Origin of the sequence: Streptomyces sp. AC602_WCS936, from assembly GCF_019049125.1 — a bacterium.
GTDB lineage: Bacteria > Actinomycetota > Actinomycetes > Streptomycetales > Streptomycetaceae > Streptomyces.
The window spans coordinates 65,359-84,450 of the sequence record NZ_JAGMUF010000120.1; the positions used below are offsets into that span (position 1 = coordinate 65,359).

Here is a 19,092-nt window from a genome sequence, read left to right on the forward strand (position 1 = left end):
AGCTTCCCGTATTCTTCTGCCCGCTTTTCCGGGACCTAAACACAAAGATTCCGCGAAGCCCAAGCTGCACATTTCGGACACGTCTCGTGCGAGTTACGTGATTGTGACCCGATACACATGCTGCCCGTTTTGCGGCTTACGCCCGGCAGAAACCGCCACATAACGCCGCCCTCTCGCGCGGCGGCACGCGCCCGCGTGATAACACACGACGCTCCCATACGTAACCCCGTACGGCGATGCAATTTCGAATTTCGCTGGGTAAATTCAATTTGCATGACTGCCGCGCAAGCAGACCTGCAAATCGACCGTCCGAGAGTGGCCGACGGGGCCGCCCTGTGGCGGATAGCAAGGGATTCCAAGGTCCTCGACCTGAACTCGTCCTACAGCTATCTGATCTGGTGCCGTGACTTCGCCGCCACGTCGGCCGTCGCCCGCGACGAGCGCGGGGAGCCGGTCGGCTTCGTCACCGGGTACGTACGGCCGGACCGGCCGGACACCCTGCTGGTGTGGCAGGTCGCGGTGGACGAGGCGTACCGCGGACGCCGGCTCGCCGCCGCCCTGCTCGACGGACTGGCCGCCCGCACCGTCGCGGAGCGCGGACTGACCACCCTGGAAACCACGATCTCGCCGGACAACACCGCATCCCAGCGGCTGTTCACCTCGTTCGCCGAGCGCCACGGCGCCCGGCTGGAGCGTGAGGTGCTGTTCGACACCGGCCTGTTCCCCGACGGGCCGCACGAGCCCGAGGTCCTGTACCGCATCGGCCCCCTGCGGGCCACCGCCCGCTGACCGACCGGTTCGCCGGACAGCCCGGCACCCCGTGCCAGTCCGGCCCCTCAGACTTCCCGGCCGGGACCGCACCGGTCCCCCGGACCCGTACGACCTTCCTCTCCCACCCTCACCCAACGAGGAGCGATTCGTCGTGACCATCACCCAGCCCGACCTCAGTGTCTTCGAGACTGTCGAGTCCGAGGTGCGCAGCTACTGCCGCGGCTGGCCCACCGTCTTCGACCGTGCGGTCGGCAGCCGCATGTACGACGAGGACGGCCACGAGTACCTCGACTTCTTCGCCGGAGCGGGCTCGCTCAACTACGGGCACAACAACGCCGTCCTGAAACGCGCGCTGATCGACTACCTGGAGCGGGACGGCGTCACGCACGGGCTCGACATGTCGACCACCGCCAAGCGCCGCTTCCTGGAGACGTTCCAGAACATCATCCTGCGCAAGCGTGACCTGCCGTACAAGGTCATGTTCCCGGGCCCGACGGGCACCAACGCCGTCGAGGCCGCGCTGAAGCTGGCGCGGAAGGTGAAGGGGCGCGAGTCGATCGTGTCCTTCACCAACGCCTTCCACGGCATGTCGCTGGGCTCGCTCGCGGTGACCGGCAACGCGTTCAAGCGGGCCGGCGCCGGCATCCCGCTGGTGCACGGCACGCCCATGCCGTTCGACAACTACTTCGACGGCACCGTCGAGGACTTCATCTGGTTCGAGCGGCTGCTGGAGGACCAGGGCTCCGGCCTCAACAAGCCGGCCGCCGTGATCGTCGAGACGGTGCAGGGCGAGGGCGGCATCAACGTCGCCCGCGCCGAGTGGCTGCGCGCCCTGGCCGCCCTGTGCGAGCGCCAGGACATGCTGCTCATCGTCGACGACATCCAGATGGGCTGCGGCCGTACCGGCGCCTTCTTCTCCTTCGAGGAGGCGGGCATCACGCCGGACATCGTCACCGTCTCCAAGTCGATCAGCGGCTACGGCATGCCGATGGCGCTGACCCTGTTCAAGCCGGAGCTGGACGTCTGGGAGCCGGGCGAGCACAACGGCACCTTCCGCGGCAACAACCCGGCCTTCGTCACGGCGACCGCCACGCTGGAGGCGTACTGGGCCGACGGGTCGGCGATGGAGAAGCAGACCCGCGCCCGCGGTGAGCAGGTCGAGCAGCACATGATCGCCATCACCGAGGAGAACCTCGCCGACGTCAAGGAGTACCGCGGCCGCGGCCTGGTCTGGGGTCTGGAGTTCCACGACAAGGAGCGTGCCGGCCGCGTCGCCAAGCGCGCCTTCGAGCTCGGGCTGCTCATCGAGACGTCCGGTCCCGAGAGCGAGGTCGTCAAGCTGCTGCCGGCGCTCACCATCACGCCCGACGAGCTGGACGAGGGCATGAAGACCCTCGCCCGCGCCGTGCGCGAGACCGCCTGACACCACCACTGCTTCCGGCGCCTTCGGCCCGTGCGGCCGAAGGCGCCGGGGACCATTGCACACCCTTCACCTAGGAGGCATCGCAACACCGTGATCGTCCGTTCGTTCAAGGAGATCGAAGGCACCGACCGGCACGTGAAATCGGCGTCCGGCACCTGGGAGAGCAAGCGCATCGTCCTCGCGAAGGAGAAGGTCGGCTTCTCCGTCCACGAGACGATCCTGTACGCGGGTACGGAAACGTCGATGTGGTACGCGAACCACATCGAGGCAGTCGTCTGCACCAAGGGCGACGCCGAGTTGACCGACCGCGAGACGGGGAAGACGTACCACATCACGCCGGGCACCATGTACCTCCTCAACGGCCACGAGCGGCACACGCTCAAGGTCAAGGAGGACTTCCACTGCATCTGTGTCTTCAACCCGCCCGTCACCGGACGGGAGGATCACGACGAGAACGGCGTCTACCCGCTGCTCACCGAGGAGGTGTGAGTCACCGTGACCACCACGACCACGAACGTCACCGATCTCTATCCCACCCGCGGCGCCACCGAGGTGGCCACCCCTCGGCAGGACCCGGTCGTCTGGGGCTCCCCGGACACGCCCGGTCCCGTCCCGGCGGCTGACCTGCAGTCCCTGGACCGCGACGGCTTCCTCGCCATCGACCAGCTCATCGGGCCGGACGAGGTCGAGGTCTACGCGCGTGAGCTTGAGCGGCTCACCACCGACCCGGCCATCCGCGCGGACGACCGCTCGATCGTGGAGCCGCAGTCCCAGGAGATCCGGTCGGTCTTCGAGGTGCACAAGATCAGCGAGGTTTTCGCCAAGCTGGTGCGCGACGAGCGCGTGGTCGGGCGGGCCCGGCAGATCCTCGGCTCGGACGTCTACGTCCACCAGTCGCGGATCAACGTGAAGCCGGGCTTCGGCGCCAGCGGCTTCTACTGGCACTCGGACTTCGAGACCTGGCACGCCGAGGACGGCCTGCCCAACATGCGCACGATCTCGGTCTCGATCGCGCTCACCGAGAACTACGACACCAACGGCGGTCTCATGATCATGCCGGGGTCGCACAAGACGTTCCTCGGGTGCGCGGGGGCCACGCCGAAGGACAACTACAAGAAGTCCCTGCAGATGCAGGACGCGGGGACGCCGTCCGACGAGGCGCTGACGAAGATGGCCTCGGAGTACGGCATCAAGCTGTTCACCGGCAAGGCCGGCTCGGCGACCTGGTTCGACTGCAACTGCATGCACGGTTCCGGCGACAACATCACGCCGTTCCCGCGCAGCAACGTGTTCATCGTGTTCAACAGCGTGGAGAACACGGCGGTCGAGCCGTTCGCGGCACCGATCCGGCGGCCGGAGTTCATTGGCGCGCGGGACTTCACACCGGTGAAGTGACCCGCATCTGATCTCGGGCAGGGGCCTTTTCGTGTGGGACGGGAGGCCCCTGCCCGATATTTTTCCCGGCCCTGCCGTGTCAGCCCGCCAGCACGTCCAGCAGCCGGTCCACGTCCGCCGCCGTGTTGTACACGTGGAAGGCGGCCCGCAGGTTGCCCGCCCGGTCGGAGACCTGGATCCCGGCCCGGCCCAACTCCTCCTGTCGGTGGCCGAGTCCGGGCACGGACACGATCGCGGAGCCCGGCGCGGGCACCGGTTCGTGCCCCAGGGAGGCGAGCCCCGCGCGGAACCGGTCGGCGAGGGCGGTGTCGTGGGCGTGCACCGCGTCCACGCCCAGCTCCTCCATCAGGGCGAGGGAGTGCCGGGCTCCCGTGTAGGAGAACAGGGCGGGGCTCTCGTCGAAGCGCCGCGCGGAGTGCGCGAGTTCCTCGACGCGGCCGTAGCAGCTGTCCCAGGGACGCTCCCCCGACGCCCACCCGGCGAACAGCGGCGTCAGCCCGGCTGCCTCTCCCAGATCCTCCGGTACGACGAGGAAGGCGACGCCGCGCGGGCAGAGCACCCACTTGTAGGCGACGGCGACCACGAAGTCGAAGTCGTCCGCCGCCAGCGGCAGCCACCCTCCCGACTGCGAGGCGTCCACCAGCGTCCGCGCCCCGTGCGCCCGGGCGGCGTCCCGCACCGCCGCGAGGTCCGCGATCCGCCCGTCGGCGGACTGGACGGCGCTGACCGCGACGAGCGCGGTGTCCGGGCCCACCGACTCGGCGATCCGCTCCAGCGGCACACTGCGCACCTTCAGGTCGCCCCGCGAGTACAGCGGATTCACCAGGGAACTGAAGTCGGCCTCGGCGGTGAGCACTTCGGCGCCCTCGGGCAGCGAGGCGGCGACCAGCCCGCTGTACGTGGCGACCGACGCGCCGGCCGCGACCCGGGTGGCGGGCACCCCCGTCAGCCGGGCGTAGGCGGACCGGGACGCCTCGACGTCGGCGAACATGTCGGACGGCAGCCCGGCCGCCGCCGAGGCCGCCGCGTCCCGCATGGCGACGAGGGTCCGGGCGGGGAACAGACCGGTGCTGGCGGTGTTCAGGTACGTGGTCTTCGGGGCGAACTCGGTACGGACGAGGTTCTCGAAGCTCTCCATGGGTCCACTGTGCGGCCCCGGGATCTCCTCGTCCATCGCGTATTTCTACGCGGTACCTCCAAGGGACGCTTATGCGAACCCGCCGACCTGCCGCTTCACTGCCCGGGGACCGCGCACCCGTCCGGACCGCACGCCTCGGCGCCCCCGTCGTCGATCAGCTTCAGGGGCGTGCGCTCACCCCAGGCCTGGGTCAGCGCCTGCGCGAAGACCTCGGCGGGCTGGGCGCCGGAGACGCCGTACTTCCGGTCGAGCACGAAGAACGGCACACCCGTCGCCCCGAGCCGCGCGGCCTCGCGCTCGTCGGCGCGGACCTCGTCGGCGTAGGCGGTGCGGTCGGCGAGGACCGCGCGGGCGTCGTCCGCGTCCAGACCGGCGGCGACGGCCAGGCCGACCAGGCGCTCGTCGTCATTGAAGACGGAACGCTCCTCGGCGAAGTTGGCCCGGTACAGGGCGTCCAGCAGCGCCTCCTGCCGGCCCTTGTCCTTGGCGAGGTGCAGCAGCCGGTGCATGTCGAAGGTGCTGCCGTGGTCGCGGTCCCGGGTGCGGTAGTCCAGGCCCTCGGCGGCGGCCTGCGCGCCGAGGTTGTCCTCACCGGCCCGCGCCTGCGCCTCGCTCATGCCGTATTTGGCGGTGAGCATGGTCAGCACGGGCTGGACGTCGTCCTTGGCCCGCCCGGGGTCCAGCTCGAAGGACCGGTGGACCACCTCGACACCGTCCCGGTGCTCGAAGGCCGCCAGCGCCTTCTCGAAGCGGGCCTTGCCGACGTAGCACCACGGGCAGGCGATGTCGCTCCAGATCTCGACGCGCATGTCTCGGCTCTTCTCCAGGTCGTACGGTGCGGAGGCCCCCTCCGCTACCTGTGTGAACCTTCAACCAGCCGGTCCCATTCCCGCCCTCAGCTGCCGTCCCGCAGATCCGCCGGCCAGCCCGACCGGAACTCCAGAAAGAGTTGCAGTCGTCGGAGTGCCCCCGGGTGACCACCGTGCAGACGGTGGCCACGTCCGGGGAGTACTCCAGACACAGCTTGGCCCAGGCCCGCTCACCGACGTGGACGTAGAGCACCCCGGCGTCGAAGGCGGCCCGGAAGCCGACGGTGACACGGGCGATCAGCTGGAAGTCACCCTCGGGAGCACCCAGCAGCCGGGGCGCGTCGGAGGCGGGGTCGAGCGTTTCCCCGGTGGGCGGCACGAAGCGGTCCTGCCGGGGCCCGGCGGTTCCGGTGAGGACACCGTCCTCGTAGGCCCAATCGCCGTCGGGGCCGTACGGGCGGAGGGTAAAGGGCAGTTCGGGAAGTTCAAGCGACATTGCATGATCCTCTCAGGCCGCCGGATCCCGCCCAGGGGCGCGGGGAACTGCGCGACCAGCCACTACGGCGCGGCACCCGCCGAACAACCCGCACCCCTACGGCGCACCCGCGGAGCGCTACCGCTCCAGCACCCCGTTGAACCGCCGAGGAACCCCCAGCGGATTCCCGTCCCGCAGCTCAGCCGGCAACAACGCCTCCGGCACCCCCTGATAAGCGACCGGCCGCAGCCACCGCTCAACAGCCGTACCCCCCACCGACGTGGACGTCGACGTCGTCGCCGGGTACGGCCCCCCGTGGTGCTGGGCCGCCGCCACCGCGACCCCCGTCGGCCAGCCGTTGACCAGCACCCGCCCCGCCAGCGGCGTCACCTCGGCGAGGAGGGCCGCCCCGGTCCCCTCCCCGGCCGCCTCCTCGGCGGAAATCTGCACCGTCGCCGTCAGGTTCCCCGGCAGCCGCGACAGCACCCCCCGCACCTCGGCCTCGTCCTCGTAGCGGGCCACCACGGTGACCGGTCCGAAGCACTCCTCCAGCAGCAGGTCGTGCTCGCCCCCGGCCGCCAGCCGAGCGGCCGGCACGGTCAGGAACCCCGCGCTGACGGTGTGCTCGCCGCCCGAGCCCGGCGTGACCGGGGACTCCACGTCGGGCAGCGCCGCGCGCTCGGCGGCCCCGGCGACGAAGTTGTCCCGCATGCGGTGGTCGAGCAGCACCCCGGCGTCGGTGGCGCCGACCGCGTCCGTGAGGGACTTGACCAGGCCGTCACCGGCGTCGCCCGCCGGGACCAGGACCAGGCCGGGCTTCACGCAGAACTGGCCGACGCCCAGGGTCATCGAACCGGCCAGCCCGGCGCCGATCGCCTCCGCCCGCTCCGCGGCCGCCGCCTGAGTGACCACGACCGGGTTCAGCGAGCCCAGCTCGCCGTGGAAAGGGATCGGGACCGGACGCGCCGCCGCCGCGTCGAACAGCGCGCGTCCCCCGCGTACCGAACCGGTGAAGCCGGCCGCCGCGACCAGCGGGTGCTTGATCAGCTCGATGCCCGCGTCGAAGCCGTGCACCAGTCCGATGACGCCCTCGGGAATGTCGTGCCGCGCGGCGGCCCGGCGCAGCACCTTCGCCACCAGCTCGGACAGGGCCGGGTGGTCCGGGTGGGCCTTGACCACGACCGGGCAGCCGGCCGCGAGGGCGCTGGCGGTGTCGCCACCGGGGACGGAGAAGGCGAAGGGGAAGTTGGAGGCGGAGTAGACGGCGACGACGCCGAGCGGCACCTTGTAGCGGCGCAGGTCCGGAATGGGCGGGGTGGCGGTGTCGTCGGGGTGGTTGACGACGACGCCGAGGAACTCGCCCTCGTCGACGATGCCGGCGAAGGCGCGCAGCTGGTAGCAGGTGCGGGCGAGTTCACCGGTGAGCCGGACCGGGCCGAGCGCGGTCTCCGCGTCGGCGGCCTCGACCAGGGTGTCCTGGGCGGCCTTCAGCTCGTCGGCGGCGGTGCGCAGGAAGGCCGCGCGGACGGTGCGGTCGGCGAGGGCGTCCCGGGCGGCGTGCGCGGCGCGTACGGCGGCGTCCACCTCCTGGGCCGCGGCTTCCACCGCGACCTGTTCACGCTGCTTCCCGGTACGGGGGTCGACACTCCAGACTGGTGCTGCTGCCACCGCGGGTCCCTTCACGTGCTGTACCTGGAACTCGTTCGATATACTGAACGCTGTCTCTACTGATGAATATGCTGTCGGAGACTATTTCCCGTCGAACGAAGGGGTCAAGGGCGATGTCGGCTGGCGAGACGGGGGGCGGAGCGCAGGTCAAGTCCGCCGTGCGGACGGTGGAACTGCTCGAGTACTTCGCCGGACGCCCCGGTATGCACTCCCTCGCGTCGGTCCAGGAGGCCGTGGGCTATCCCAAGTCCAGCCTCTACATGCTGCTGCGCACGCTGGTGGAGCTGGGCTGGGTGGAGACCGACTCGACCGGCACCCGGTACGGCATCGGTGTGCGGGCGCTGCTGGTCGGCACGTCGTACATCGACGGCGACGAGGTGGTCGCGGCGGCGCGGCCCACGCTGGACCGGCTCTCCGACGACACCACGGAGACCATCCACCTGGCGCGGCTGGACGGCACGAACGTCGTCTACCTCGCCACCCGGCAGTCGCAGCACTACCTGCGGCCGTTCACCCGGGTCGGCCGCCGGCTGCCCGCGCACTCGACGTCGCTGGGCAAGGCGCTGCTGAGCACCTACAGCGACGAGCAGGTGCGCAAGATGCTGCCCGAGACGCTGCCCGCGCTGACCGAGCACACCATCACCGACCGGGAGAAGCTCATCGAGGAGCTGCACCAGGTACGGGAGCAGGGCTTCGCCGTGGACCGCGAGGAGAACACACTGGGCCTGCGCTGCTTCGGCGTGGCGGTGCCCTACCGCACTCCCGCGCGGGACGCGATCAGCTGCTCGGTGCCGGTGGCGCGGCTGACGCCCGCGCACGAGCAGATGGTGAAGGACGCGTTGTTCGACGCGCGGGACCGGCTGACGCTGGCCACGCGTAGGCTCTGATCCATGGACATCGCACTGCGCGAGGTACACGACAGCGACCTGCCCGTCTTCTTCCGGCAGATGAACGATCCGGAAGCCCTGCGCATGGCGGCCTTCACTCCGCCGGATCCCGCCGACTGGGACGCGTTCACGACGCACTGGCAGAAGATCCGGGCGTCGCGCGACGTCGTACGCACCGTCCTCGGCGACGGTGACGTCGTCGGCAGCACGGCGGTGTACGGGGAGCCGGGTGAGCGCGAGGTGACGTACTGGATCGACCGGGCGTACTGGGGGCGCGGGGTGGCCACGGCGGCGCTGCGGGCCCTGCTCGCCGAGGTGCGCGACCGCCCGCTGTACGCACGCGCGGCGGCGGACAACACCGGATCGCGCCGGGTGCTGGAGAAGTGCGGCTTCGAGACGACCGCCCGGGCCCGCGGGTTCGCCAGGGCCCGGGGCGAGGAGATCGACGAGGTCGTGCTGCACCTCGCGGGCTGACCGGCTCTCCGCCGCGCGGCGGAGACGGATCGTCGCTGCGCAGGACGCGTCCGCGGGGGCGGGCGCGGGAGCGTGGAGCCATGACGCAGACGCTCGCACCCGCCTCCGCACCGGCTCCCGGCCGCACCGCCCGGACACGCCGGCTGCTGCGCGCCACCGCCATCGTCGCCTGCCTTCCCTATCTCGGGCTCAAGGTCGCCTGGATCGCCGGGAGTCACGTCGGTATCCCGGACGGCAGCGTGCTGCTGGAGCACCGGGTGGCCATGGCGGTGGGCAACGGACTGACCCTGCTGCTGGACAGCTGTGTGATCGTGCTGACCCTGGTGCTGACCCGTCCCTGGGGGCTGCGGGTGCCCGGGTGGGCGCTGGCGTTCCCGGTGTGGGTCGCCACGGGTCTGCTGGCGCCGATCATGGCCGGGTTTCCGTTGCAGCTCCTGACGCGGGCGTTCGGCGGGGACGGCGTGTCCGCGTCCGGCGCGGGTGGCGAACCCTTCCTCCACTCATGGGTGTTCGCGGTCGTCTACACCGGGTTCATCGTGCAGGGACTGGCCCTGGGGGCACTGTTCGTGCTTTACGCACGCGGCCGCTGGGGGCACCTGTGGCGCGGGCGGGTGTGGGACCTGCCGGTGGGCTTCGTCGGGGCGCCGTACAAGGCGCTCGCCGTCGTCGGTGCGGTCCTCGCGTCGTTCCCGGTCGCGGTCCGGCTGTACTGGGCGTGCGGCGGCACCGCGGGGCTCGGGGACGGGGAACGCACCGCCGGCTTCCGGGTGCTGGAGGCCATGCACGTCGCCTTCCTGGCGGCGGCGGTCGCCGGGACGCTGCTGCTCGCCTTCCGAGGCGCGCGGGCCCTGCCCGTCACGGTGCCGCTCGCCTCGGCCTGGGTGGGGTCCGGCGCCGCGGCCTGCTGGGGCGGCTGGGTGCTGCTCGCCGCGCTGCTGCCGGCCGACGATTCCGCAGAGCGCCCCACAGCGCTGATGACGTTCACCTACGCTGGTCAGATGACCGTCGGTCTCCTCCTCGCCTCAGTCGGCGCCCACTTCCTCGCCCGGCGGTCGGCCAGGGCCCGCGTCCGGCCGTGACCGCTCTCGTCCGTTTCCTGTTCGGCCGGCGGGCCCGGCTGCGGTGGATCCACCTGATCCTCGGCGGCGCGCTCGCCATGCCGTACGTCCTCGTCGGCTCGGTCGTCGTCGGCCCGTTCACCGGCGTCGACAACGTCTTCGGGTCGCTCGCCCTCCAGCTGGCCTCGTTCGCAGTCGGCCTGCCGCTCGCCGCGCTCACCTCGCTGTTCCCGCTCACCCGACCCCTGGAGTCCGGCGTGGTGCGGTGGCTGTGCGGGGTCGAGGCCGACCGGCTGGCGTACGGGCCCGCCCGGACGAAGGGCGAGAAGGGGCGCACGGCGGCCTGGTTCACGCTGCACCTCGGCCTCGGCGGGATCGTCGCGGGGATGTCGCTGGCGGTGCCGCCGTTCGCGGCGGCGCTGATCGTGCTGCCCTTCGTGCCGGCGCTGCGCGACGATCCGGCGGGGCTGCCCGGCGTCCTCGACCACGCGTGGGCGCTCGCGCTCGCGCCGGTCGCGGGTGCCGCGATGCTGGTCGCGCTCGCCGCGTGCGCCGCCGGGTGCGGCACGCTGCTGGCCCGGTGGGCGCCCGCCCTGCTCGGCCCCTCCCCCGAGGACCGGCTGGCGGCGGCCGAGGCACGCGCCGCCGACCTAGCCGTCCGCAACCGGCTGGCACGCGAACTGCACGACTCCGTGGGCCACGCCCTGAGCGCGGTCACCCTCCAGGCGAGCGCGGCCCGCAGGCTTCTTGACTCCGACCCGGATTTCGTCCGCGATGCGCTCGCCGCGATCGAGGACACCACACGGCGCACGGTCGGCGAGCTCGACGCCGTGCTGGGCATCCTGCGCGACGGCGACGCGCCCGGCACCGCGCCCGCCCCCACCCTCGCCGCCGACCTCGACGGCCTGCTGGACCGCACCCGCGCGGGCGGCCTGCGGGTCACGGCCACCGTCGCCGCCGACCCGCGGACGCTGCCGCCGCCGGTGTCCCGGGAGGCGTACCGCATCGTGCAGGAGGGACTGAGCAACGCACTGCGGCACGCGGGCGGCCAGGTCCCCGTGGCCCTGTGCGTGGAGGTACGGGACGGGCATCTGCGGATCACCGTCGAGAACCCCGTCGGCCCGGCGGGCGAGGCCGCCCACTCCTCCGACGGCACCCCGCGCCCCGGCGGCGGCCACGGCCTGCGCGGCATCGCCGACCGGGCCCGCCTGCTGGGCGGCGTGACGGAAGCGGGTCCCGTCGGCCACACGTGGCGCCTCCACGTCCGGCTGCCCCTGACGAGCACCACGTGACCGACCGCCGGGTACCGGCGCGGGCCGGGCGCCCCGTCATCGAGAACCGGGGCGCGCGGGGCCGAGGCAGCGCCCAGGACCCACACGGCCCGCCCGCGAGCCGTCCAGGATCCACGCGGCCCGCCCCGCGAGCCGCCCAGATCCGCACGGGCCCACCCCGGCAAGACACCCCAGACCCACACAGGCCCACCCCGGCAAGACACCCCAGACCCACACGGCCCGTCCGGTGAGCCGCCCAAAGGACGCCGCCCGACCCGACCCGCCCCGGTCCGGCCCGACGGAGACCACCGCCCCGCCCCGGAGAGGCCGGGAAACGACCCCAGCACCGGGGAAACACCCGGTGATCCGCCCCACGAGCCCGAAGGAGACCGTGTGACGGCATCGCAGGAGACCGAAGCGGACCGGGGGACCCGCCCGCCCGTCCGGATCGTCCTCGCCGACGACGAGCGCATGGTCCGCACCGCCCTGCGCGCCATCCTCTCCGCCGAGCCGGACCTGGAGGTCGCGGGCGAGGCGGCCACCGGGGCCGAGGCCGTCTCCGTCGTACGGGAGACCCTGCCGGACGTGGTCCTGATGGACGTCCGCATGCCCGGGACCGACGGCATCCGCGCCACCGAGCAGATCCTCGCCACGCTCGCCGACCCGCCCCGCGTCGTGGTCGTCACCACCTTCGAGAACGACGCGTACGTCTACGACGCCCTGCGCGCCGGGGCCGCCGGTTTCCTGCTGAAGCGGGCCGACGCCGACACGCTCGTCCGGGCGGTGCGGCTGGTGGCGCACAGCGACACGCTGCTGTTCCCGTCGGCGGTACGCGCGCTCGCGGCCGAGCACGCGCGCGCCAACCCCGCCCCGCCGGCGTGGGCGGCGCGGCTCACGGGGCGCGAGGCCGAGGTGCTGCGCCTGATGGCGACCGGGCTGACCAACGCCGAGATCGCCGGGCGCATGCGGGTGGGGCCGGCCACGGTGAAGACCCATGTGGCGTCGGTGCTGGCGAAGACCGGCAGCCGCGACCGCACCCAGGCGGTCATCCGGGCCTACGAGGCCGGCTTCATGAACGGACGATGAGAAAACGGGCACACGGGAACGATTCGCTCCGCCCCGTTCGTCCTGCAAGCGGGATGAACAAGACGATCAGGCGCGCCTCGGTCTTCACGCTGCTCCTGGTGTTCGCTCTGCTGATCAGGGCGACCTGGGTGCAGTTCTACAAGGCCGAGGCACTCGCGGACGACAAGGAAAACCGGCGCAACGCGATCGAGACGTACGCGGAGCCGCTGGGGAACATCATCGTGGCCGGCCGGTCCATCACCGGTTCGGCACCCACGGAGGGGGGTGACCTCGCCTACAAGCGCACGTACGACAAGGGCAAGCTGTACGCGGCGGTGACGGGCTACGCCTCACAGGCGTACGCGCCGACGCAGTTGGAGGGCATCTACCAGGACGTGCTCAACGGCACCGACCCGCGGCTGAAGACGGTGATGGACACGATCACCGGCACCCGCGCCGAGCCGGGCAACGTGGTCACGACCATCGACCCGGCCGTCCAGAAGGCCGGATTCGAGGCGCTGGGCGACACCAAGGGCGCCGCCGTCGCGATCGACCCGAAGACCGGCGAGATCCTGGCGGTCGTGTCGACCCCGTCGTACGACCCGACGTCGCTGACCGACGCCAACACCGCCGGTGAGGCCTGGGAGAGGCTGACCAGTGACCCGGACAAGCCGCTGACCAACCGCGCGCTGCGCCAGCCGCTGCCGCCGGGTTCGACGTTCAAGCTGGTCGTGGCGGCCGCCGCGCTGGAGGAGGGGCTGTACGGGTCGGTGGACGAGAAGACCGACAGCCCGGACCCGTACACGCTGCCGGGCACCGTGACGGACCTGACCAACGAGAACCCGAACGCGCCCTGCGAGGACGCCACGATCCGCACCGCGCTGCAGTACTCGTGCAACAACGTCTTCGCGAAGATGGCCGTCGACCTCGGCCAGGACAAGCTGCGGGCGATGGCCGAGAAGTTCGGCTTCAACGACGAGACGCAGGACGTGCCGGTGCGCGCTTACACGAGCGTGTACCCGAAGGACATGAACAAGTCGTCGACGGCGCTGACGGGCATCGGGCAGTTCTCCGTGACGGCGACCCCGCTGCAGATGGCGATGGTGTCGGCGGCGCTGGCCAACGGCGGTGAGCTGGTCTCGCCGCACATGGTGTCGCAGATCACCGACAGCGGCGGCGAGGTCCTGGAGGACCACACCGACCCGGACTCGAAGCGGATCGTTTCCTCCGACACGGCCGAGCAGCTGCAGTCGGCGATGCAGACCGTCGTCGAAGAGGGCACCGGGTCGAACGCGCAGATCTCCGGCGCGACCGTGGGCGGCAAGACGGGCACCGCCCAGCACGGCGAGAACAACAGCAAGACCCCGTACGCCTGGTTCACCTCGTACGCCAAGTCGGACTCGTCGGACCGGGAGGTGGCCGTGGCGGTCATCATCGAGCAGTCCGACGCGGCCCGCTCGGAGGTCAGCGGCAACGGCCTGGCCGCCCCGGTGGCCAAGGCGATGATGGAGGCGGCGCTCAAGAAGTAGCCCCGCAGCCACTGTTCGGCTTGTCACACGGCGTTCGGCGCACCGCACGGACAGTGCGCCGAACGCTGCTACAGTTCCGGACTCCGGCCCGGCACACGGCTGTTCGACGCCGGGAAGCCGCTGCGAGGAGGGTCCGCCCGTGGGGACGTTCGTCGACGACGCCGCCTCCGTGGAGTTCCACGCCTTCTTCGAGCGCCACTACGCGGAACTCGCCCGCCTCGCCCACCTGCTGACCGGCGAGCCGGACGCCGCCGACGACCTCGCGGCGGACGCCCTGCTGGCACTGTGGCACCGCTGGGACCGGGTTCGCGCCGCCGACCGTCCGGCGGCGTACGCGCGCGGCGTCGTCGCCAACCTCGCGCGCACCCGTGTCCGCACCGCCGTGCGCGAGCGCAGACGGGTCGCCCTGTTCTGGTCGCAGCGCGAGGAGAGGACGGAGAACCCGGACGTCGCCGGTGTGGTGGACGTGCAGGAGGCGCTGCGCCGGCTGCCGTTCCGCAAGCGGGCGTGCGTGGTGCTGCGGCACGCGTTCGACCTCTCGGAGAAGGACACGGCGCTCGCCCTGGGCGTCTCGGTGGGTACGGTGAAGAGCCAGACGTCGAAGGGGATGGCCGAACTGCAGCGGCTGCTGGGCACGCGGGCGGCCGTCGGGCAGGTGCACGCGGCGATCGCGCGCAGTGGTGGGGCCGCGGGAGGGAACCGATGACCGGGCGGCGGGACGTGGACGAGGAGCTGCGGGCCCGGCTGCACGAGGCGGCCGGTGCGCACCGGCCCGACCGGGCGCGCATCCTGGCCCGGGTGGAGCGCGGAATGGCGGGCGGGGACCGCCCGGCCCACCACCGGACGACGCGTCCGCCGCTGCCGGGCTGGGCGCGGGTGGCCGGGGCGACGGCCGCCGTGGCGGGGGTCCTCGCCGTCGGCGGCTACGCGGTCGCCTCCGCGGTGAAGGACGACGCGCCCGGGCGGCGTTCGGTCGCCGCCTCGTCGACCCCGAGCACCGCACCCGGGTCGAAGGCCCCGCACGCGCCCGTCCCTTCCCGTCCGCCCGCGTCCGCCGTGGCCGACGGCCCGCTGTGGTCGGACGGCGCGGTGGACCCGCACAGCAACGAGTTCTGGGCGCAGAGCAACGTCACCCTCAAGACCGCCGAGCCCCTGACCGCGCTCACCGTGGAACTGAGGGTGGCGCAGACCGGTGGGGTCACCTCGACCGGCGCCTGGCGTTCCCTGCCCGAGGACGACTTCGCCTTCGCCGTCGGCGAGCGGGACGGCTTCCTGGTGTACCGGTGGACGCTGAAGGAGGGCCGTACAGTCCCGGCGGGCGAGTGGATGTTCGCCGGTCAGTACGACCACGACCGCGGGGGCCGGAACGCGCAGGCCGACCGCTACGCCGCGACGGCGACCGCCGGGTCCGGCGGGCTCTCGGTGCGGGGTGACTTCGCAGCCCGCGACGACGGTTCGTGAGAGCGGTTCGTAAAGCGACCGGCGGGGCGTTCCCCGTTTCAGGACCGGACGTCCGTGACCGAATCCAGCCACGCGAAGGCCGTGTCCTGCATGCGCCCCGGGAAGGCGTGCCCGGTGCCCGGCCAGGTCTCGGTGCGCAGCCGGCCGGCGGCGCCGAGCGAGTGCCAGACGGCGCGCAGCCGGGTGTGGGCGGTGCGGACGCCCTCGGCGGTGAACAGCGGGTCCTGTCCACCGCCGAGGAACAGCATGGGCTTCGGTGCGGCGATGCTCGCCACGTCGGGCAGGTCGAGGTGGCGGGCGAGCCCGGGGTGCAGCATGTGGAACGCCGACTGTCCGCGCAGGGTGTTGTTGCCGGGCACCAGCATCCCCTTGAGGCCGGTCATCCAGCACACGCTCACCGCGGCGGCGACGTCGTCGCTGAGGGCGGCGGCCTGCCAGGCGCGGTAGCCGCCCATGGAGAAGCCGACGGCCGCGACCCGGCGGGCGTCCACCCGGTCGAGGCCGGCCAGGAAGCCGGCGGCGCGCTGGTCCTCGCGGGCCAGCAGCCCGGCCAGCGAACTGCCGAGGTGGAAGAGATTGCTGGCGAGGGCCTGCTGCCGTTCGTAAGCGAGCGGTTCGCGGTCTCCCCAGCCCAGAGCGTCCGCGCAGAACACCGCGTAGCCTCGCCGGGCCAGTTCGTCGCCGGGGAAGCGCCCGTCGAAGTGCCGGTCGGCCCAGTCGACGGCGGCGGCGAGCCGGGTGTCGTCGTACCAGGGCCGGACGGCCTTCTCCTTGCCGATGTCGAACCGGGAGCCGTGGTCGTGCAGGAACAGGACGGCCGGGAAGGGCCCGGGGCCGTGCGGGGTGAGCAGGGCGCCGCGGACCCGTCCGTACCGGGTGAGGGAGAGGGTGACCAGCTCCCGCGTGTACCCGTCGCCGTCCTCCCGGTCGGTGAACTCGGGGGCGTACGGGATGTCGTCCTGCCGGTCGACGAGGAGGTGCGCCTCCACCGTGGCGCGGGCGGTGCGCCGCCACGCCTCGAAGTCCCGGACCGGCGAGGTGCCCCAGGCGAGCGGGAAGGTCAGCTCGTCCTTGAGCGCCGGGTGGAAGCCGGGCAGCACGCCGGGCGGATCACCTCCGGCGCTCATACGGCCGCCAGTCGCCGAGGTACGCCTGGCGGGTGTGGGCGGTGGCCTCGGCGCGGGTGAGCTGGGGCCGGTTCTCCGGCACGGTGACCGCGGCGCCCGGCCCGGTGTTGCGGTACTCGGCGAACCGCTGCTCCTGCCAGGGGTGGGCGTCCCGCATGTCGGCGTACGGCGCCACCGCGTCGATGCCCGCGCCGAGGCGGGTCTGGCGCACGGTGAGCATGGGGCGGGCGGTGGTGTCGGAGCTGGGCACCCAGGGGCGGGCCAGCTTGTAGTAGCCGTCGGGGGCCTCGCTGGTGATCCGGCCCCGCGTCACCAGGTAGCCGCGCGGGTTGGCGCCCGCGGTGGACGGCGCGAAGACGAAGCCGTACGGGGCGCCGGACAGGTCGGTGCGGAGCAGAGTGCGGAAGTGGCAGCCCTCGTACACGGCCGTGGCCCGGCCGAAGACGAAGTCGACGTCGCCTTCGACGTAGCAGTGGGCGAAGTACTGGCGGGCGAAGTGGCCGAGGTCGCGGGTGTCGGCGTAGAGGGTGTCCTGGTGGCCGAGGAAGCGGCAGTGGTGGAAGGCGCTGCGGTCGCCCTGGACCTTGATGGCGACGGCCTGGGTGCCGCTGAAGTCGGGGTGGTCGGCGCGCAGCCAGTCGTTGGCGAAGGTGATCCGGTGGGCGGTGAAGCCGTCGGCCCGCACGGTGGTGGTGGCCGACCCGCTGGTGCCGTAGTTGCCGGAGCCGTCCGGTTTCGGGGTGCCGGCCGCGTTGTCGTAGACGATGACGACGTCACGGGGGTCGTGGGAGGCGCCGATCCAGGTCGCGTCGGTGCGGTCGGCGGCCACGGACACCGTCTCGCGGTAGGTGCCGGGGGCGAGGACCAGCGTCCAGCCGCCGCCCTCGGCCGCGGTCACGGCGGCCTGGACGGAGGTGAAGTCGCCGCGGCCGTGCGGGTCGACGTACAGGGTCTTCGGGGTGCGGCGGTCGGCCGGGGAGCCGTACCGGCCGAAGAGGTGCGGGCGACGGGGGCCGCCGGCGACGGCCGGACCGGCCGCGAGGCCGAGGGCGGCGCCCGCGCCGGCGGTCGTCAGGAGGAAACCTCGGCGGGACGGGACGGGTCGGTGCATGCGGGTGCTCTCCTTCGGGACGCGGGCGGGGAGGGCCGGGGCGGTGCGGGCGCCCCGGCCCGGTTCGTGGACGGGCGTCAGCGCAGGCGGCCGGCGCCCGCGCCGTGGCCGACGACGAAGGGGACGGCCCAGGCCGGGAGGACCTTGGTGCGCAGGGTGGGCGTCCAGCCCGCGCCCGACTGGAGGGTCTCGTCCGGGATCTGGGCGTTGTGCACGGCGATCAGGTCGACGGAGCGGCCGTTGACCCGGTTGTGCGCGGCGGTGACCGGCGCCTCGCTCCACTTCTTGAGGACCTTCGCGGGGCTGACGCCGTCCGGCAGGGTGAAGGCGTTGTGCTCGGCGACGAGCTGGGACTCCTTGCCGACGCCGAAGCTGTAGGAGTAGTCCTCGCCGGCCACGAAGTGGTTGTTGTAGACGTCGACCTGGCCGAACCGCACCCGGGGCGCGCGCTCCACGAGGTCCTTGAACAGGTTGTGGTGGAAGGTCGTCTTCAGGTGACCGCGGTCGAGGGCGGCCGTCGACTCGCTGTCGCTGTTGCCGATCAGGATCGTCTTGTCGTGCTCGGTGAAGACGTTCCAGGAGGCGGTGACGTAGTCGGCGCCCTTCACGATGTCGAGTTGGCCGTCGTGCTGCTGGTACAGCATGCCGAAGTAGGTGGGCGCCGCGCTGTCGGGGTGCTCGCCGTCGGTGAAGGTGTTGTGGTCCAGCCAGACGTGCGTCGAGCCGTACACGACGGCGCTGTCGTACTCGGAGTTCCAGTTGCCCTTGTCCCCGTCGGTGGGGTCCCACTGCGGGAAGCAGTCCACGGGGCTCTCGAAGGTCAGGTTGCGGACGATGACGTTGTCCACGCCCTTGATCTGGAGGCTGGCGCCCGTGAGTCCGGCGTCGCGGCCGACGCCGACGATGGTGGTGTTGGCGGGAACGCTCGCCTTGATGGACCGGTCCTGCTGTGCGGCGGAGGCACGGCGCAGCCCCTCGGGGCTGTCGTCGGGCTCGTCGCTCAGGTCGGTCTCCAGCCCCCACCTCCCCGGTGAGTACTTCTCCAGGTACGCGTCGAAGTCGTAGCCCGGCGCGGCGAAGGCCTCGCACCCCTCGGACACGGCGTCGATCGTGCCCTTCACCTTGACGATCCGCGGGGCGGTGCCCTCCACCGCGAGGGCGGCCTTGAACTCGTCCCAGGTGGAGACGGTGAAGACGCGGTTCCGGTCGGCGTCCGCGCCGCCGGTGGTACCGGTGCCGTGGGAGGCCCAGCCGTCGTTCGCGGGCAGGGTCTGCCGGGCGGTGTCGCGGGGGTGGTGGTGACCGGGGCGGGCCTGCGCGGTGGCGGCGGTCAGGCTCAGGACGAGGGCGGTGCAGCCGACGAGCGCGGCGGTTCTCTTTGTGGCATGCTCATGCCATCTCGATGTGCTCATGGTGCGGCTCTCCTTTTC

18 protein-coding genes and 1 pseudogene are annotated in these 19,092 nt (G+C 72.2%); 12 read left to right on the forward strand and 7 right to left on the reverse strand.

Annotation, left to right across the window (positions count from 1 at the left end; genetic code table 11):
* The first annotated feature begins 273 nt into the window (after window positions 1-273).
* The 4 genes from ectA (at window position 274) to thpD (ending at window position 3,589) form a co-directional block, all read left to right on the forward strand.
* The gene (ectA, locus tag KUM03_RS32695) at window positions 274-789 is read left to right on the forward strand and encodes a diaminobutyrate acetyltransferase (RefSeq protein ID WP_217254197.1); all 516 of its coding nucleotides are present in this window, start codon (window positions 274-276) and stop codon (window positions 787-789) included.
* Between the two features lie 133 nt (window positions 790-922).
* Window positions 923-2,194 carry a diaminobutyrate--2-oxoglutarate transaminase gene (gene ectB, locus KUM03_RS32700; protein ID WP_217254198.1) on the forward strand — a complete coding sequence of 424 codons (1,272 nt, stop codon included), beginning with the start codon at window positions 923-925 and terminating at the stop codon, window positions 2,192-2,194.
* A 90-nt stretch (window positions 2,195-2,284) separates the two neighbouring features.
* The gene (locus tag KUM03_RS32705) at window positions 2,285-2,683 is read left to right on the forward strand and encodes an ectoine synthase (RefSeq protein WP_043374438.1); all 399 of its coding nucleotides are present in this window, start codon (window positions 2,285-2,287) and stop codon (window positions 2,681-2,683) included.
* A 6-nt stretch (window positions 2,684-2,689) separates the two neighbouring features.
* A complete protein-coding gene (thpD, locus tag KUM03_RS32710; RefSeq protein ID WP_217254199.1) occupies window positions 2,690-3,589 on the forward strand; it encodes an ectoine hydroxylase in 900 nt (299 codons plus the stop codon).
* Window positions 3,590-3,668: 79 nt separating this feature from the next.
* Here thpD and KUM03_RS32715 read toward each other — a convergent pair whose 3' ends face one another.
* From KUM03_RS32715 to KUM03_RS32730, 4 genes and pseudogenes are all read right to left on the reverse strand, one after another.
* Window positions 3,669-4,763 (reverse strand): aminotransferase class V-fold PLP-dependent enzyme, encoded by a 1,095-nt coding sequence (locus KUM03_RS32715; protein ID WP_217254200.1) that lies wholly within the window; start codon window positions 4,761-4,763, stop codon window positions 3,669-3,671.
* Window positions 4,764-4,822: 59 nt separating this feature from the next.
* The gene (locus KUM03_RS32720) at window positions 4,823-5,536 is read right to left on the reverse strand and encodes a DsbA family oxidoreductase (protein WP_217254201.1); all 714 of its coding nucleotides are present in this window, start codon (window positions 5,534-5,536) and stop codon (window positions 4,823-4,825) included.
* Between the two features lie 133 nt (window positions 5,537-5,669).
* A pseudogene (locus tag KUM03_RS32725) lies at window positions 5,670-6,032 on the reverse strand (DUF1349 domain-containing protein); the annotation flags it as partial.
* A gap of 117 nt (window positions 6,033-6,149) precedes the next feature.
* Window positions 6,150-7,679: an aldehyde dehydrogenase (NADP(+)) gene (locus KUM03_RS32730; protein ID WP_217254202.1), complete on the reverse strand. Its 1,530-nt coding sequence runs from the start codon at window positions 7,677-7,679 to the stop codon at window positions 6,150-6,152.
* Window positions 7,680-7,792: 113 nt separating this feature from the next.
* Here KUM03_RS32730 and KUM03_RS32735 point away from each other — a divergent pair, with 113 nt between their 5' ends.
* The 8 genes from KUM03_RS32735 (at window position 7,793) to KUM03_RS32770 (ending at window position 15,424) form a co-directional block, all read left to right on the forward strand.
* Window positions 7,793-8,566 (forward strand): IclR family transcriptional regulator, encoded by a 774-nt coding sequence (locus KUM03_RS32735; RefSeq protein WP_217254203.1) that lies wholly within the window; start codon window positions 7,793-7,795, stop codon window positions 8,564-8,566.
* A gap of 3 nt (window positions 8,567-8,569) precedes the next feature.
* On the forward strand, window positions 8,570-9,040 hold the full coding sequence (locus tag KUM03_RS32740) for a GNAT family N-acetyltransferase (protein ID WP_217254204.1): 471 nt from the start codon (window positions 8,570-8,572) through the stop codon (window positions 9,038-9,040).
* Between the two features lie 80 nt (window positions 9,041-9,120).
* Window positions 9,121-10,119 (forward strand): hypothetical protein, encoded by a 999-nt coding sequence (locus KUM03_RS32745; RefSeq protein WP_217254205.1) that lies wholly within the window; start codon window positions 9,121-9,123, stop codon window positions 10,117-10,119.
* Window positions 10,116-11,390 carry a histidine kinase gene (locus KUM03_RS32750; RefSeq protein WP_217254206.1) on the forward strand — a complete coding sequence of 425 codons (1,275 nt, stop codon included), beginning with the start codon at window positions 10,116-10,118 and terminating at the stop codon, window positions 11,388-11,390. The genes KUM03_RS32745 and KUM03_RS32750 overlap by 4 nt, the downstream gene beginning before the upstream one ends.
* A gap of 372 nt (window positions 11,391-11,762) precedes the next feature.
* Window positions 11,763-12,455 carry a response regulator transcription factor gene (locus KUM03_RS32755; RefSeq protein ID WP_217254207.1) on the forward strand — a complete coding sequence of 231 codons (693 nt, stop codon included), beginning with the start codon at window positions 11,763-11,765 and terminating at the stop codon, window positions 12,453-12,455.
* A gap of 53 nt (window positions 12,456-12,508) precedes the next feature.
* On the forward strand, window positions 12,509-13,963 hold the full coding sequence (locus KUM03_RS32760; protein ID WP_217254208.1) for a penicillin-binding protein 2: 1,455 nt from the start codon (window positions 12,509-12,511) through the stop codon (window positions 13,961-13,963).
* A gap of 139 nt (window positions 13,964-14,102) precedes the next feature.
* Entirely contained in the window at window positions 14,103-14,669 is a 567-nt protein-coding gene (locus KUM03_RS32765; RefSeq protein WP_217254209.1) for a SigE family RNA polymerase sigma factor, read from the forward strand.
* On the forward strand, window positions 14,666-15,424 hold the full coding sequence (locus tag KUM03_RS32770) for a hypothetical protein (RefSeq protein ID WP_217254210.1): 759 nt from the start codon (window positions 14,666-14,668) through the stop codon (window positions 15,422-15,424). Before KUM03_RS32765 ends, KUM03_RS32770 begins: the two co-directional genes overlap by 4 nt.
* A gap of 38 nt (window positions 15,425-15,462) precedes the next feature.
* Here KUM03_RS32770 and KUM03_RS32775 read toward each other — a convergent pair whose 3' ends face one another.
* The 3 genes from KUM03_RS32775 to KUM03_RS32785 all read right to left on the reverse strand — a co-directional run bounded on the left by KUM03_RS32775 (window position 15,463) and on the right by KUM03_RS32785 (window position 19,074).
* Window positions 15,463-16,551, reverse strand: coding sequence for a dienelactone hydrolase family protein (locus KUM03_RS32775; protein ID WP_217254211.1), 1,089 nt, complete (start codon window positions 16,549-16,551; stop codon window positions 15,463-15,465).
* On the reverse strand, window positions 16,535-17,662 hold the full coding sequence (locus tag KUM03_RS32780) for a pectinesterase family protein (protein WP_217254212.1): 1,128 nt from the start codon (window positions 17,660-17,662) through the stop codon (window positions 16,535-16,537). The genes KUM03_RS32775 and KUM03_RS32780 overlap by 17 nt, the downstream gene beginning before the upstream one ends.
* Before the next feature lie 77 nt (window positions 17,663-17,739).
* Entirely contained in the window at window positions 17,740-19,074 is a 1,335-nt protein-coding gene (locus KUM03_RS32785) for a polysaccharide lyase family 1 protein (RefSeq protein ID WP_217254213.1), read from the reverse strand.
* Window positions 19,075-19,092: the final 18 nt, after the last annotated feature.

Coding starts and splice junctions, on each gene's coding strand:
- ectA (WP_217254197.1), top strand. CDS start 274: ATGACTGCCGCGCAAGCAGACCTGCAAATCGACCGTCCGAGAGTGGCC.
- KUM03_RS32715 (WP_217254200.1), bottom strand. CDS start 4,763: ATGGACGAGGAGATCCCGGGGCCGCACAGTGGACCCATGGAGAGCTTC.
- KUM03_RS32720 (WP_217254201.1), bottom strand. CDS start 5,536: ATGCGCGTCGAGATCTGGAGCGACATCGCCTGCCCGTGGTGCTACGTC.
- KUM03_RS32735 (WP_217254203.1), top strand. CDS start 7,793: ATGTCGGCTGGCGAGACGGGGGGCGGAGCGCAGGTCAAGTCCGCCGTG.
- KUM03_RS32740 (WP_217254204.1), top strand. CDS start 8,570: ATGGACATCGCACTGCGCGAGGTACACGACAGCGACCTGCCCGTCTTC.
- KUM03_RS32745 (WP_217254205.1), top strand. CDS start 9,121: ATGACGCAGACGCTCGCACCCGCCTCCGCACCGGCTCCCGGCCGCACC.
- KUM03_RS32760 (WP_217254208.1), top strand. CDS start 12,509: ATGAACAAGACGATCAGGCGCGCCTCGGTCTTCACGCTGCTCCTGGTG.
- KUM03_RS32770 (WP_217254210.1), top strand. CDS start 14,666: ATGACCGGGCGGCGGGACGTGGACGAGGAGCTGCGGGCCCGGCTGCAC.
- KUM03_RS32775 (WP_217254211.1), bottom strand. CDS start 16,551: ATGAGCGCCGGAGGTGATCCGCCCGGCGTGCTGCCCGGCTTCCACCCG.
- KUM03_RS32780 (WP_217254212.1), bottom strand. CDS start 17,662: ATGCACCGACCCGTCCCGTCCCGCCGAGGTTTCCTCCTGACGACCGCC.
- KUM03_RS32785 (WP_217254213.1), bottom strand. CDS start 19,074: ATGAGCACATCGAGATGGCATGAGCATGCCACAAAGAGAACCGCCGCG.